General features: G+C 73.4%; 15 protein-coding genes. 5 read left to right on the top strand and 10 right to left on the bottom strand.

The window, feature by feature from the left end:
* Window positions 1–16: 16 nt before the first annotated feature.
* The 8 genes from ET526_RS06885 to rplM all read right to left on the bottom strand — a co-directional run bounded on the left by ET526_RS06885 (window position 17) and on the right by rplM (window position 6542).
* The gene (locus ET526_RS06885) at window positions 17–649 is read right to left on the bottom strand and encodes a hypothetical protein (RefSeq protein WP_135466945.1); all 633 of its coding nucleotides are present in this window, start codon (window positions 647–649) and stop codon (window positions 17–19) included.
* Window positions 649–1230, bottom strand: a complete 582-nt coding sequence (locus ET526_RS06880) for a hypothetical protein (protein ID WP_135466944.1) — start codon at window positions 1228–1230, stop codon at window positions 649–651. The genes ET526_RS06885 and ET526_RS06880 overlap by 1 nt, the downstream gene beginning before the upstream one ends.
* A gap of 121 nt (window positions 1231–1351) precedes the next feature.
* Window positions 1352–2329 carry a 2-dehydropantoate 2-reductase gene (locus tag ET526_RS06875; protein WP_135466943.1) on the bottom strand — a complete coding sequence of 326 codons (978 nt, stop codon included), beginning with the start codon at window positions 2327–2329 and terminating at the stop codon, window positions 1352–1354.
* 10 nt (window positions 2330–2339) lie between these two features.
* Window positions 2340–3863, bottom strand: a complete 1524-nt coding sequence (locus ET526_RS06870; protein ID WP_135466942.1) for an acyl--CoA ligase — start codon at window positions 3861–3863, stop codon at window positions 2340–2342.
* 81 nt (window positions 3864–3944) lie between these two features.
* Window positions 3945–4496, bottom strand: a complete 552-nt coding sequence (locus ET526_RS06865) for a gamma carbonic anhydrase family protein (protein WP_135466941.1) — start codon at window positions 4494–4496, stop codon at window positions 3945–3947.
* Between the two features lie 14 nt (window positions 4497–4510).
* On the bottom strand, window positions 4511–5464 hold the full coding sequence (argC, locus tag ET526_RS06860) for an N-acetyl-gamma-glutamyl-phosphate reductase (protein ID WP_135466940.1): 954 nt from the start codon (window positions 5462–5464) through the stop codon (window positions 4511–4513).
* 108 nt (window positions 5465–5572) lie between these two features.
* Window positions 5573–6067 carry a 30S ribosomal protein S9 gene (rpsI, locus tag ET526_RS06855; protein ID WP_135466939.1) on the bottom strand — a complete coding sequence of 165 codons (495 nt, stop codon included), beginning with the start codon at window positions 6065–6067 and terminating at the stop codon, window positions 5573–5575.
* A 4-nt stretch (window positions 6068–6071) separates the two neighbouring features.
* On the bottom strand, window positions 6072–6542 hold the full coding sequence (gene rplM / locus ET526_RS06850) for a 50S ribosomal protein L13 (protein ID WP_135466938.1): 471 nt from the start codon (window positions 6540–6542) through the stop codon (window positions 6072–6074).
* 182 nt (window positions 6543–6724) lie between these two features.
* On the opposite strand from rplM, the gene ET526_RS06845 reads away from it, so the two are divergent.
* Complete coding sequence (locus ET526_RS06845) at window positions 6725–7711, top strand: Bug family tripartite tricarboxylate transporter substrate binding protein (RefSeq protein ID WP_135466937.1); 987 nt, start codon at window positions 6725–6727, stop codon at window positions 7709–7711.
* 87 nt (window positions 7712–7798) lie between these two features.
* Here the strand turns inward: ET526_RS06845 and ET526_RS06840 are convergent, their stop codons facing one another.
* A complete protein-coding gene (locus tag ET526_RS06840; protein ID WP_204623524.1) occupies window positions 7799–8518 on the bottom strand; it encodes an FkbM family methyltransferase in 720 nt (239 codons plus the stop codon).
* Between the two features lie 101 nt (window positions 8519–8619).
* Here ET526_RS06840 and ET526_RS06835 point away from each other — a divergent pair, with 101 nt between their 5' ends.
* The 4 genes from ET526_RS06835 to ET526_RS06820 all read left to right on the top strand — a co-directional run bounded on the left by ET526_RS06835 (window position 8620) and on the right by ET526_RS06820 (window position 13248).
* Window positions 8620–10329, top strand: a complete 1710-nt coding sequence (locus ET526_RS06835; protein WP_135466936.1) for a dihydroxy-acid dehydratase — start codon at window positions 8620–8622, stop codon at window positions 10327–10329.
* 10 nt (window positions 10330–10339) lie between these two features.
* Window positions 10340–11188, top strand: a complete 849-nt coding sequence (locus ET526_RS06830) for an SDR family oxidoreductase (protein ID WP_135466935.1) — start codon at window positions 10340–10342, stop codon at window positions 11186–11188.
* Window positions 11189–11238: 50 nt separating this feature from the next.
* Window positions 11239–12420, top strand: coding sequence for a M20 aminoacylase family protein (locus ET526_RS06825; RefSeq protein WP_135466934.1), 1182 nt, complete (start codon window positions 11239–11241; stop codon window positions 12418–12420).
* Window positions 12421–12489: 69 nt separating this feature from the next.
* Window positions 12490–13248: an SDR family oxidoreductase gene (locus tag ET526_RS06820; protein WP_204623523.1), complete on the top strand. Its 759-nt coding sequence runs from the start codon at window positions 12490–12492 to the stop codon at window positions 13246–13248.
* A gap of 26 nt (window positions 13249–13274) precedes the next feature.
* Here ET526_RS06820 and ET526_RS06815 read toward each other — a convergent pair whose 3' ends face one another.
* Window positions 13275–13676, bottom strand: a complete 402-nt coding sequence (locus tag ET526_RS06815) for a four-helix bundle copper-binding protein (protein WP_135466932.1) — start codon at window positions 13674–13676, stop codon at window positions 13275–13277.
* Window positions 13677–13693 lie beyond the last annotated feature (17 nt).

Below are 13693 nucleotides of genomic sequence, written 5' to 3'. Positions count from 1 at the left end.
CAGGCCGCAGCCGGTATCAGTAGCCGAGGCCGGCCGGCGCCGTGGTGACGGTGCCGACGCCGAGCGTCACCTCCGGCAGGCGCGCCCGGTCGGCGAGGCCCATGGCGTCCGCCCGCGCCAGGGCCTGCGCTGCGGCCGCCGTGGCAAGCCCTGCCTGGGGCAGCGGCCCGAGCAGGCCGAGGCGGCGCACGCTCGCCTCGCCACCGGGCCGGAACATCGGCGACGGCAGGGCACGGGCGGCGGCCGCGCCATCCCCCGCCCGCAGCGCCGCCGCGGCGGCGAGCAGCGCGCGCACCACCGCCATCGGCTGCGCCTCCTCGGCCACCCCGAGCGCGTCGCGCACCTCCTGCCGTGCCAGGAGCAGATCCTGCCCGGCCCTCTCGGCGACGAAGCGGTGGCGAGGCTCCTCCGGCAGGGTCGCGGCAAGGTATTCGAGCTGCGCCACCGCCTGCGCCGCCTCGGCCGGGCGGCCGGCCAGACCGGCGCCGGCCTCGGCGAAGGCCGCGGCGGTGGCGGACAGCGCTGCCCGCAGCGGATCCGGCGCGACTCCCACGAGCCCGGCGGGCGGTGGCGGGGGCGGTGGCCGCGTCATCTCGGCGCAGCCTGCCGCGGCAAGCAGGAGGAGCAGCGGCAGCCCGCGCCGACGCATCAGAGGGCGGGCCTGAACTCGAGTCCCTGACGCTCGGCCTGCGAGGCGGCCACGGCGGCGGCGTTGGTCCGCGGCAGGGGCGGGAGCGCCGCCAGCCGCTCCAGGGTCGCGGCGCCGCCCGGCGTGAACAGGCCGGATGGCAGCGCCGCGGCCGCCTCCTCCCGCCGTCCGGCGTGAAGGCTGCGCGCCGAGGCGTAGAGGGAGTCGATCACCATCTGCGGCGGCGCCTGGGGCGGGATGCCGAGGGCGGCACGCCATTCCCGCCGCGCCTCGGCAAGCTGGACCGGTAGGGTGGGCATGGCGGTGAGCAGCGTCGGATTGCCGGGCAGCTCCACCGCCAGATACTCCATCTGCGCCAGGGCCTGCGCCGCCTCCGCCGGCCGCCCGGCCAGCCGTGCCGGGTTGCTGAAATCGGCCGCAGTCGCGGCGATGGCCGAGCGCAGCGGGTCGCCGGCACCTGTCATCGCATCCGGCGGCAGGGTCGCGCTCGGCCTGGCGGGATCGGCCGCCATGATCCGGCCGCAGCCGCCAAGCGCCAGCGCGCCCAGGAGAGCAAGGAAGCTCGAACGCGTCACCATCATGGTCCCCTTATCGCGCAGAATGGATTTCGCCGCTTCGGCCGCGCCCCGCGAGGCTCCCCCTCGGCCGGCGGCGGGAGAATGCGGGCATGTGGGGGCAGCGGCAACCCCGCCCCGTGCCGCCTCAGTAGCAGCCGGCGAGCCGCGCGCGGGCGCGCAGCAGGGCAAGCACGGTGCGGCAGGTCGGCGCCGGCACCTCCACCATCTCCGCCAGCTCGACCACGCTGCCGAGCAGCGCGTCCACCTCCATCGGCCGGCCGCGCTCCAGATCCTGCAGCATCGAGGTCCTGTGCGCCCCCACCTCGGCGCCGCCGGCGATGCGCTTGTCCACGTCTATGGCGAAGCGCACGCCGAGCCGCTCCGCGACCGCCTGGCCTTCCAGCATCATCTCCCGGCAGACCGCGCGCAGCTCGGGATCGCCGGTGATGAGGTCGAGCGTCGCCGTGGTCAGCGCCGAGAGCGGGTTGAAGGCCATGTTGCCCCAGAGCTTCACCCACAGCTCGTCGCGGATCCTGGGCCGCACGGGAGCCTTGAAGCCGGCGGCGACCAGGGCGGCGGAAAGGCGGCTCGCGCGCTCGCTGCGGCTGCCATCCGGCTCGCCGAGGGTGAAGCGGTCGCCGTAGGTGTGCTCGATCACGCCCGGGGCCGTGACCTCCGCCGCCGGATAGACGATGCAGCCGATGACGCGGGAAGGGTGCAGCAGGTCCCAGACGCTGCCGTCCGGGTCCACGCTCCTCACGCGGCGGCCCTCGAACGGTCCCGGCAGCTTGTAGAAATACCACCAGGGAATGCCGTTCACCGCCGCGACGATGGCGGTCTCCGGCCCGAGCAGCGGCTGCATCTGCCGCGCCGCGGCGGGCAGGGAATGGGCCTTCAGCGTGACCACCACATAGTCCTGTGGCCCCGCCTCCTCCGCGCTGGCGACGGCGCGGGGGCGGACCACGATCTCCCCGCCCTCGCCGAGCAGCCTCAGGCCGTTCGCCTGCATCGCCGCGAGGTGCGGGCCGCGGGCGATGACGGTGACGTCCACATCGCCCTTCTGCGCCAGCCTCGCGGCCATGAGGCCGCCGATGGCGCCGGCGCCGAAGATGCAGAGCCTCATCGCCGCCTCCTCAGGCCGTGACGCCGAGCTTCTCGGCCAGGCCGATGCGCTGCAGCTTGCCGGTGGCGCCCTTCGGGATCTCGGGCAGGAACACGATCTTCCGCGGCACCTTGAAGTCCGCCAGGTGCTTCGCGGCGAAGTCGCGCAGCTCGCGCTCGGTGCAGGCCATGCCCTCGCGCAGCACCACGGCGGCGCCCACCTCCTCGCCCAGCATCGGGTGCGGGATGGCGAAGGTGAGCGCCTGCGCCACCGCCGGATGCTCGGAGAGGATGCCGTCCACCTCGAGCGGACTCACCTGCTCGCCGCCGCGCTTGATCAGCTCCTTCAGCCGCCCGGTCAGCATCAGGTAGCCATCGGCGTCGAACATGCCCTGGTCGCCGGTGCGGAACCAGCCATTGGTGAAGGCCCTGGCGTTGGCCTCCGGATTCGCCTCGTAGCCCCTGGTCACGTTCGGGCCGCGGATCACCACCTCGCCCACCGCGCCCTGCGGCAGGATGGTGCCGTCCTCGTCCATGATGGCGACCTCAGGGCCGGCCGGCAGCCCGACCAGGCCGGGCTTGCGCGGCCGCGGCGGCAGCGGGTTGGAGCACATCTGGTGCGAGGCTTCCGTCATCCCGTAGGACTCGATCACCGGCGCGCCGAACACCGCCTCAAGGTCGCGCATCGCCTGGGCCGGCAGCGAGGCGGAGGAGGAGCGCAGGAAGCGCAGCGGCGCGCGGGCGATGATCTCCCTGTTGCGCTCGGCGCGGGCCAGGATCGCCTGGTGCATGGTCGGCACCGCCGTGTACCAGGTGGGACGCTCGGCATCGAGCCAGCCGAAGAAGCGCAGCGCGTTGAAGCCCGGCGTACAGATCACCGCGCCGCCGCCGGCGAGGGAGGCGAGCGTCGCCGCCATCAGCCCGTGGATGTGGAACAGCGGCATCACGTTCAGGCAGGCATCCGCCGCGGAGAGGTCGAGCGTGCGCCGGATGTTGGCGGCCGAGGCGCAGACATTGCCGTGCGTCAGCGGCACGATCTTCGGTCGCGCGGTGGTGCCGGAGGTGTGCAGCACCAGCGCCACGTCCTCTTCCTCCGCCAAGCCCGGCCGCGCAGCGCGGCCCGGGGAGCCGCCCTCGAGCGCGAAGCTGCCCGCGCCGCCCGTCGCGTCGGGCACCAGGTCGAGCACCGCCACGCCGAGCCGCCGCGCCACCTCGCGCGCCGGGCTCTCCATGTCCTTCTGGATCACCAGGGCGCGGGCGCGGAGGTCGGTGAGGTAGAACGCGAACTCCTCCTCCTTGTAGGCGGGGTTCAGCGGCGCGGTGGTGGCGGCGCAGGCGACGGCGAGGAAGGCCGCCGCCATCTCCGGCCCGTTGGGGAGCACGATCGCCACCCGGTCGCCGCGCCCGATGCCGATGCGGTTCAGCGCCGCCACCGTGCCCTCGGCCAGGTCGCGCAGCCCGGCATAGGTGAGCGGCGCCCGCTCCGGCGCGCGGATGGCGGGGCGGCCGGCCTCCCCTGCGGCGATCAGCGCGGCGATGGTGCGGTGCGTGGTCATGGCGTGCTCTCCCCGGGCCTCGGCTGCGCCCTCCTCTGCATCAGCCGCCCCGGCGCGGCAAGCGGGGGCGCCGCGCCCCGGTCACCGCCCGGCAAGGGAGGCGCGGTGGCGTGCGGCGAGCTCCACGTAGTGGGGCGCGGTGCGGTCGAAGCCGGCCCGCTGCTCCTCGGTCAGCACGCGGACCAGCTTGGCGGGGTTGCCCATCCACAGCTCCAGCCGGCCGATGCGCTTGCCGGGCGGCAGGACCGAGCCGGCGGCGAGCACGCCTCCCTCCTCGATCAGCGCGTCGTCCAGCACGGTGGCGCCCATGCCGACGAAGGCGCGGTCCTCCAGCGTGCAGGCATGGATGATCGCGGCATGGCCGATGGTGACGTCGTCGCCGATCCGCGTGCTCTGGCGGCCGGCATTGACGTGGATGATGGTGCCGTCCTGGATGTTGCTGCGCGCGCCGATGCGGATGAAGTTGGTGTCCCCGCGCAGCACGCAGTGGTACCAGACGTTCGACCCCTCCCCCACCGTGACGTCGCCGATCAGCGCCGCGGTGGGCGCGATGAAGGCGGTGGGGTGGACGATCGGCCACTTCCCCTCGAAGGGGTAGAGCGGGCCGGTGACGGCGGGCAGGTTGTGGTCCATGCGGCGATCCTCCCTCAGGCGGCGGCCAGCCGGGTCTCGACCGGAACGCCGAGCATCAGGCCGATGTTCTGCACCGCCGCCCCGGAGGCGCCCTTGCCGAGATTGTCGTAGCGCGCGGTAAGGACGGCGTGGCCGCGCCTCGCGTTGCCGAAGACCCGGATCTCCAGCAGGTTGGTGTTGTTCAGCGCCTGCGGCTCCAGCTTGCCGCTGGCTTCGGCCGGCAGCACGCGGACATACTCGCTGCCGGCGTAGCGTTCCGCCAGCACCGCCTCCAGCGCCTCCGGGCCGGGGCGGCCGGGCAGCGTGTCGAGATGCAGGGGGATGCAGTCGATCATGCCCTGCCGGAAGTCGCCGACCGAGGGGACGAAGATCGGCCGGCGGGTGAGGCCGGAATAGGTCTGCAGCTCCGCCACGTGCTTGTGCTCGAGGCCGAGGCCGTAGAGCTCGAAATCCGGGGCGCTGCGCGATTCATAGGCCTCGATCATCGCCTTGCCGCCGCCGGAATAGCCGGAGACGGCGTTGACCGTGACCGGGTGGTCGGGGGGCAGGATGCCGGCCTCCACCAGCGGGCGCAGCAGCAGGATGGCGCCGGTCGGGTAGCAGCCGGGGTTGGAGACCCTCGGCGCGGCGGCGATCCTCGCCGGCTGGTCGGGCGCGAGTTCCGGCAGCCCATAGACCCAGTCGGGGTCCACGCGGTGGGCGGTGCTGGCGTCGAGCAGCCTCGGCGCCGCCCGGCCCAGCGAGGCGGCGAGCGCCGCGCTCTCCTTCGCCGCCTCGTCGGGCAGGCAGAGCACCACCAGATCCACCTCCGCCATCAGGGCGCGCCGGGCCTCCGGGTCCTTGCGGCGCTCCGGGGCGATGGAGCGGACGGCGATGTGCGGCAGCAGGTCCAGCCGCTCGCGGATCTGCAGTCCGGTGGTGCCGGCCTCGCCGTCGATGAACACCGTGGGGATGCTGCCCTTGGGCATGTGGGGGCCCTCCTCTCGGGAGCATATGCGGCGCAGGGTGGCCGAAAAGGCAAGAGGGGGCCGGAGGCGCCGCCTCCAGCCCCCTCCGGCGCGCCGGGTGGCGGCCCGTCAGCGCTTGCTGAACTGGAAGGAGCGTCGCGCCTTGGCCTTGCCGTACTTCTTGCGCTCGACCACGCGCGGGTCGCGGGTGAGGAAGCCGGCCTTCTTCAGGATGGCGCGCAGCTCCGGCTCGTAGTTGGTGAGGGCGCGGCTGATGCCGTGCCGCACCGCGCCGGCCTGACCGGACAGGCCGCCGCCAGTCACGGTCGCCATCACGTCGAATTGCTGGTAGCGGTCGGCGACCAGGAAGGGCTGCGTGATCAGCATGCGCAGCACCGGGCGAGCGAAGTACTTGGCCGCCGGCTTGCCGTTGATCTCGATCTGGCCCTTCCCCGGCCTGATCCAGACGCGGGCGATGGCGTCCTTGCGCCGGCCGGTGGCGTAGGAGCGGCCGAGGGCGTCGCGCTTCGGCTCCCGCGCCGGGGCCTGCTCGGGGGCGGCGGCCGTGCCCTGCACCAGGTTGCGCAGGTCGGCGAGGGTGCCGGTCGTCTGCTGCTCGCTCATCGGCTCAGGCCACCCTGTTCTTGCGGTTCATGGCACCGACATCCAGCACGGTGGGCTGCTGGCCGGCATGCGGATGCTCCGGCCCGGCATAGACGTGGAGGTTCCTCATCTGCCGCCGTCCGAGCGGGCCGCGGGTGATCATCCGCTCCACCGCCTTCTCGATCACCCGCTCCGGGTGGCGGCTCTCCAGCCGCTGGCGGAGGGTGCGGCCCTTGATCCCGCCGGGATAGCCGGTGTGCCAGTAGAAGACGGACTGCTCCGCCTTCTGGCCGGTGACGCGCACCTTCCCGGCGTTCACGACGATAACGTGGTCGCCGCAATCCACGTGCGGGGTGAATTGCGGCTTGTGCTTGCCGCGGAGGCGGCTGGCCACGATGGCAGCGAGCCGGCCGAGCACGAGGCCCTCGGCGTCGATCACCACCCAGTCCTTCCGCACCTCGGCGGGCTTCAGCGAACGGGTCTGCGTCTGCAGCATGGTCGGTTCGGGGAGTCCCTGGTCAAGGCGCGGTGTATCGCCCCGAGGGCACGAAAGGTCAAGACAGCAGGCGGGATTTTCGGTGGAGGTATCATGATACCGCAGGGAGGTGGGGCGGGCTTGCGGCGAAGCGGCGCCTCGGCCACGCTGCGGCAAAGACATCGAGGGAGGACGACCGCAGCATGACCAGGACCACGATCGCGCCGGGCCGCCGCGCCCTGCTGGCCGCCGCTCCCCTCCTGGCCGCGCCGCGCCTCCTGCGTGCCCAGCCCGCCTGGCCGGGCAGCCAGGCCGTCGCCGTCGTCATCCCCTACGCGCCGGGCGGAGCCTCCGACGTGGTCGGCCGCATCGTCACCTCCGGCCTGCAGGAGCGGCTCGGCGGCAATTTCTTCATGGACCACAGGCCGGGCGCCTCCACCAGCCTCGCCGCGCGCCATGTCGCACGCGCCCGGCCGGACGGCAACACGCTGCTCCTCGGCACCATCGCGACCTTCACCCTGACCCCGCTCGCGCTGCGCAACCCGGGATACGACCCGGTGAAGGATTTTGCGCACATCACCATGATCTGTCAGACGCTGTCGCTGCTGGCGGCGCACCCCCGCTGGAGCAGCCTGCGCGAATTGCTGGAGGCCGCCAGGGCGAGGCCTGGGGCGCTCTCCTACGCCTCCTGGGGCGTGGGAACCACGGCGCACCTGCCGATGCTCGACCTCACCGGGCGCGCCGGCGTGGAGATGCTGCACGTCCCCTACAACGGCGCACCGCCCGCGCTCACCGACACCATCGCGGGCCGCACCGACTGCATGTTCGCCCTGCTCGCCGCCTGCAAGGGCCACCTGGAGGCCGGCCGCCTCCGCGCCCTGGCGGTGCCGACCGCGGAGCGCACCGAGCAGCTTCCGGAGGTGCCGACCTTCGCCGAACTCGGCTTCCCGGATTTCGTCTATACCGGCTGGTACAGCATCCAGGTGCCGCCCGGGACCCCGGAGCCGATCCAGGCGCGCATCCTGGAGGCGATGGAGGCGACCTTCGCCGACCCCAAGGTGCGCGCCTTCATGGCGACGCAGGGGCTCGCGCCCGCGCCCATGGGCCGCGACGCGCTGCTCGCCCGCATCGCGCGCGAACTGCCGCTGCACCGCGACCTGATGCAGAAGGCCGGCCTGGAACCGCAGTGACCGCCGTGCGCCGGGGGATGCGCGGCATCCCCGATGGGGCACGCGCCGCGGCTCCGGCATCGCCCCGCGGCCGCCGGGATGAGCCGCTCAGCCCGCCCTGGCGCGTTCCCGCAGCAGGTCGGCGCGGACGAAGATGTCGTTCGGGCGGAGGCGCCGCCAGAAGCGCATTCCCCGCGCCTCCAGGAAGGCGCGGTGCTGCGGCTCCTCGAACAGGTTCTCGACGATCACCACCGCCGGGCGCCAGCGCCCGAAATCGAGGCCGGCCAGCACCTCGATCTCCCACCCCTCCACGTCCACGCTCAGCACGCCGATCTCCGCCGCCCCGCCGGCGTGCTGGTCGAGCAGCGTGTCCAGCCGCCGCATCGGCACCCGGATCTCCCGCACCGGCACCCTTCCGCCGCCAAGGCGCTCGAGATAGTCGCGGTACTTCCCGCGCAGGCCGAGCGAGGAGAAGCTCTCGTTGGTGACCGTGCCGCCGAGATAGCTGCCGCGGTAGTCGACCACGAAGAAGCTCACCGCGTCCCGGTCCGCGTCCCCGCAGGCGCATTCGATCACCTCGTAGCCCCGCGCGCGGTGCAGCGCGGCGAAGGCCGGGTTCGGCTCGATCGCCAGCACCTGCCAGCCCAGGGCGCGGAAGCTGGCGCTGACCGAGAGGAAGTCCGGGCGCGCCGCCCCGACCTCGACCATCAGGCCCCGCGTCTCGGGATCGGGGAAGAATTGCGACAGGACCAGCAGGTCCACATCCCCCTCGACCACATGATCGGCGGACGGCGGTGCCATAGCACCGGGGAAGAGGTTCACCGTCATCTCCCTCCTGGCGACGGGGGCAGTCTGCCGGCGCTTCGTTAGCGAAGCGTCACCCGGCCGCCGGCCTGGACAGGCGCCCCCGGATCGGGCTTGCTACCGCCATGAGCAGCCCCGCCTCCCCCCCGCGCGGCCTGGCGCGCAACGCCGCCAATTACGGCGACCGCGAATTTGCGCTCTACCTGCGGCGCAGCTTCGCCGCCTCCATGGGCTATTCGCGGACGATGCTGGAGAAGCCGGTGGTCGGCATCGCCGACACCGCCAGCGACTACAACAACTGCCACCGTACGGTGCCGGAGCTGATCGAGGCGGTGAAGCGCGGCGTGCTCGCCGCGGGCGGGCTGCCGCTGGCCTTCCCCACCGTCAGCCTCTGCGAGCCCTCGCTCAGCCCCTGCTCCATGCACTACCGCAACCTGATGGCGCTGGACACGGAGGCGATGCTCTCCGCCCAGCCGATGGACGCGGCGGTGCTGGTGGGGGGCTGCGACAAGACGGTGCCGGCGCAGCTTATGGCCGCGGCGAGCGCCGACATCCCTGCCGCCCTGCTCGTCGTCGGCCCGATGCTGGCGCAGCGCTTCGAGGGGGAGCGCCTCTCCGCCTGCACCGACTGCCGCCGCTGGTGGGCACGCTACCGCGCCGGGGAGGTGGACGCGGCGCGGATCGGCGAGATCGAGGGCAAGCTCGCGACCACCGCGGGCACCTGCGGCGTCATGGGCACCGCCTCGACCATGGCCTGCATCGCGGCGACCCTAGGCTTCATGCCGCTGATGGCCGCCTCCGCCCCCGCAGTGCACGCGGACCGCCTCCGCTTCGCCGAGGAGGCCGGGGCGCTTGCGATGCGGCTCATCGCCCGGCCGGTCAGGCCCTCGGAGCTCATCACGCCGGAGAGCGTGGAGAACGCGCTGCGCGTGCTGCTCGCCCTCGGCGGCTCGACCAACGCGCTGGTACATCTCGCCGCGATCGCGGGGCGGGTCGGCATCCCGGTGGATCTCCGCCGCCTCGACCGGCTGAGCGAGGAGACGCCCGTGCTGGTGGACCTCAAGCCCACCGGCGAGGGCTACATGGAGGATTTTCACGCCGCCGGCGGGCTGGTCGCGCTGCTGCGCGAACTGAAGGACCTGCTGCACCTCGGCTGCAAGGACCTCTACGGGGACACCCTGGAGCAGCGGATCGCCGAGGGACCGGCCTTCGTGGACCGCGCCATCATCCATGCCCGCGACACCCCGGTGAGCCCGGTCGGCGGGCTGATCTCCCTGTTCGGCTCCCTGGCCCCGGACGGCGCCATCCTGAAGCGCAGCGCCGCCACCCCAGGCCTGTTCGAGACCGAGGCGCGCTGCGTGGTGTTCGACGGGCTGGAGGACCTCGCCCGCCGCATCGACGACGAGGCGCTGGACGTGACGCCGGAGGACATCCTGGTGCTGAAGGGCGCCGGCCCGCTCTCCCCCGCCGGCATGCCGGAGGCGGGCCACCTGCCCATCCCGCGCAAGTTGGCGCGCCAGGGCGTGAAGGACATGGTGCGGATGAGCGACTGCCGCATGTCCGGCACCGCCTTCGGCACGGTGGTGCTGCACATCGCCCCGGAGGCCGCCGCCGGCGGCCCTCTCGCCCTGGTGCGGACCGGCGACCGGGTGCGGCTTTCCGTGCGCGAAAGGCGCCTCGACCTGCTGGTGCCTGAGGAGGAGCTGGCGCGCCGCCGCGCCGCCTGGTCCCCGCCGCCGAAGCCGCGGCGCGGCTGGGACCGGCTGGTGCACGAGCAGGTGCTGCAGGCGCCGCAGGGCGCCGACCTCGCCTTCCTGCGGCCGGACGGGTGCTGACCCTGCGGACATGATCGCCGTCATCGGCGCCTCCGGCCGCTCCGGCGCCGCGCTGTGCCGGGCCCTGGCGGCGGCCGGGCGCGCCTTCGCGCCCGTGGCGCGGGATGCGCAGAAGTGGCGGGCGCTCGGCCTGCCCGGCACACCCCGCCTCGCCCGGCTGGAGGATGCCGCCTCGCTGCGCGAGGCCCTCGCCGGCGCGGACCGGGTCGTCTCCTGCGCCCATGCGCGCTGGGCGCCGGCGGTGCTGGCGGCGGCGCCGCAGGGCGCGCGTCTCGTCCTCATGGGCTCGACGCGGCGTTTTTCCCGCTGGCCGGACACCCATGGCGACGGGGTGCGGGCGGGCGAGGCGGCCTTCCTCGCCGCCGGGCGCCCGGGGGTGATGCTGCACCCGACCATGATCTACGGCGCCGAGGGGGAGGACAACGTCCAGCGCCTGGCCGCACTGCTGCGGCGCCTGCCGGTGGCGCCGCTGCCGGGCGGCGGACGCACCCTGGTGCAGCCGATCCACCAGGACGACGTGACGCGCTGCCTGCTCGCCGCCCTCGACATCGCCTGGGAGCGGCCGCAGACGCTGGTGATCGCCGGGCCGGAGCCCCTGCCCTACCGCGACTTCCTCGCCGCCGTGGCGCGCGCCGCCGGGCTGCGGCCGCCGCCCGTCCTCCCGGTGCCGGCGGCGCCGCTGCGGCTGCTGGCGCCGCTCACCCGCTTCCTTCCCTTCCTGCCCCGCATCGGCGCCGACGAGGTGCGCCGCCTGACCGAGGACAAGGCCTTCGACATCGGGCCCATGCGCGCGAGCCTCGGGGTGGAGCCGGTCGGGCTCGCCGAGGGGCTGCGGCGGACCTTCCCGGGGGCGGATTGACCGCCGGCGCCGGGATGCGCACATCTTCCCGACCGACCGGAGGTCCCCGCATGCCCGTGATCAACCGCATCGCCGAATTCCACCCCGAGATGACGGCCTGGCGGCGCGACCTCCACCAGCATCCCGAGATCGGCTTCGAGGAGATGCGCACCAGCGGCGTCATCGCCGCCAGGCTGCGCGAATTCGGCTGCGACGAGGTGGTGACGGGCATCGCCCGCACCGGGGTGGTCGGAGTGATCCGCGGACGCGATGGCGGCGGGCGCGCCATCGGCCTGCGCGCCGACATCGACGCGCTGCCGATACAGGAGGAGACCGGCCTGCCCTACGCCTCGGTGCATCCCGGGCGGATGCACGCCTGCGGCCATGACGGGCACACCGCCATGCTGCTCGGCGCCGCGAAGTACCTGGCCGAGACGCGGAACTTCGCCGGCACCGTCTACGTGATCTTCCAGCCGGCGGAGGAGAACCTGGCCGGCGGGCGCGTGATGGTGGAGGAGGGGCTGTTCGAGCGCTTCCCTATGGAACGCGTCTTCGGCATGCACAACTGGCCCGGCGCGCCGGAGGGCACCTTCTGGTGGCGCGAGGGGCCGATCATGGCGGCGGTCGCCAACCTCGAGGTCACGGTCACCGGCACCGGCGCGCACGGGGCCATGCCGCACCAGGGCAACGACCCGGTGGTGATCGCGGCGCACATCGTCACCGCGCTGCAGAGCATCGTGGCGCGCAACGTGGAGCCGGTGGAGGCGGGCGTCATCACGATCGGCCACATCCAGGGCGGCGAGACCTGGAACGTGATTCCCGAGAGCGTGCTGCTGCGCGGCACCGCCCGCTGGTTCCGCCCCGAGGTGGGCGACCTGCTGGAGCGGAAATTCCTCGAAATCGCGACCGGCATCCCCCGCGCCTTCGGCGCCCGGGCGGAAGCGCGCTTCGTCCGCTGCTATCCCGCCACCATCAACGACGCGGAGAGCACGCAGCTCACCCTGCCCGCCGCCCGCGCCGTGGCCGGGGAGGCGCGGGTGCAGCCGATGCCCAAGCCGACCATGGGCGGCGAGGACTTCTCCTTCATGCTGGAAGCCAAGCCCGGCAGCTACATCATGCTCGGCGGCGGCCGCGGCGAGGGCGACCCGCAGGTGCACCACCCGAAATACGACTTCAACGACGCCATCCTGCCGATCGGCGCCAGCTACTGGGCGACGCTCGTCGAGCAGCTCCTGCCCCGCGACGACCGATAGCCTGGATGGACAGCGCCCGCGCCGCCCTCCACTCTGGGCGGCGGACGCGAAGCGGGAGGGATGCGCGCCATGAGCCAGACCAGCAGGATCGCCGTCGTCACCGGGGCCGGCTCCGGCATCGGCCGCGCCTCCGCCCTCGCCCTGCTCGGCGCCGGCTGGTCCGTCGCCCTCGCCGGGCGGCGGCGCGAGGCGCTGGAGGAGACGGCGGGCATGGCGGGCGAGGCCGCCGGCCGCGCCCTGGTGGTGCCGACCGATGTCGGCGATCCGGCGGCGGTGCGGGCGCTGTTCGCCGCCGTGAAGGAGAAGTGGGGCCGGCTCGACTTCCTGTTCAACAACGCCGGCGGCAACACGCCCGGGGTGCCGATCGAGGATCTGGCGTATGAGGACTGGGCGCGGGTGGTGCAGGTGAACCTCACCGGCTCCTTCCTCTGCGCCCAGGCCGCCTTCCGCATGATGAAGGAGCAGTCGCCGCAGGGCGGGCGGATCGTCAACAACGGCTCCATCTCCGCCCATGTGCCGCGGCCGGACAGCGTCGCCTACACCTCCACCAAGCACGCCATCACCGGCCTGACCAAGTCGCTGGCGCTGGACGGGCGGAAATACGACATCGTCTCCGGCCAGATCGACATCGGCAATGCCGCGACGCCGATGACGCAGCGCATGCAGCGCGGCGTGAAGCAGGCCGACGGGCGCATCGCGGTGGAGCCGGTGATGGATGTGGCGCATGTCGGCAGCACCATCCTGATGATGGCGAGCCTGCCGCTGGATGCGAACATCCAGTTCGTCACCATCGCCGCCTCGAAGATGCCCTGGATCGGCCGCGGCTGAGCCCGTCTCCGGGGCGCAGCCGCCCCTCAGGACATGACGCGCAGCAGCTCCTGGCATGCCTGCTCGCAGCGGCGGCAGGCCTCGGCGCAGACCTTGCAATGGGCGTGCATCGCGGCATGGCGCTCGCATTCCTCGGCGCAGGCCCGGCACGCATCGGCGCAGGCGTTCAGCGCACCCTCCATCAGCAGGCGGTTCGGCTTGGTCAGGCGCGAGACGATGCGGCCGGTCGCCATGCACATGTCGGCGCAGTCGAGATCCAGCCTGATGCAGTAGCGGAGTTCCGCCACCTCTTCCTCGGCGAGGCAGGCATCGGCGCAGGCGGTGCAGGCCTGGGCGCAGTCGAAGCAGGCCTCGATGCAGCGGCGGATCACCTCGATGGCGGAGGGCTGGTGCTTCTGGCTGCGAAGTATGTCCTGCAGGTGCTGCATCGGGGCCTCCTTCTCGA

The organism is Crenalkalicoccus roseus (genome assembly GCF_004761865.1).
Taxonomy (GTDB): domain Bacteria; phylum Pseudomonadota; class Alphaproteobacteria; order Acetobacterales; family Acetobacteraceae; genus Crenalkalicoccus; species Crenalkalicoccus roseus.
Note: the sequence above shows the minus strand (reverse complement) of the source record. Positions and strands in the feature narration are given on the sequence as shown.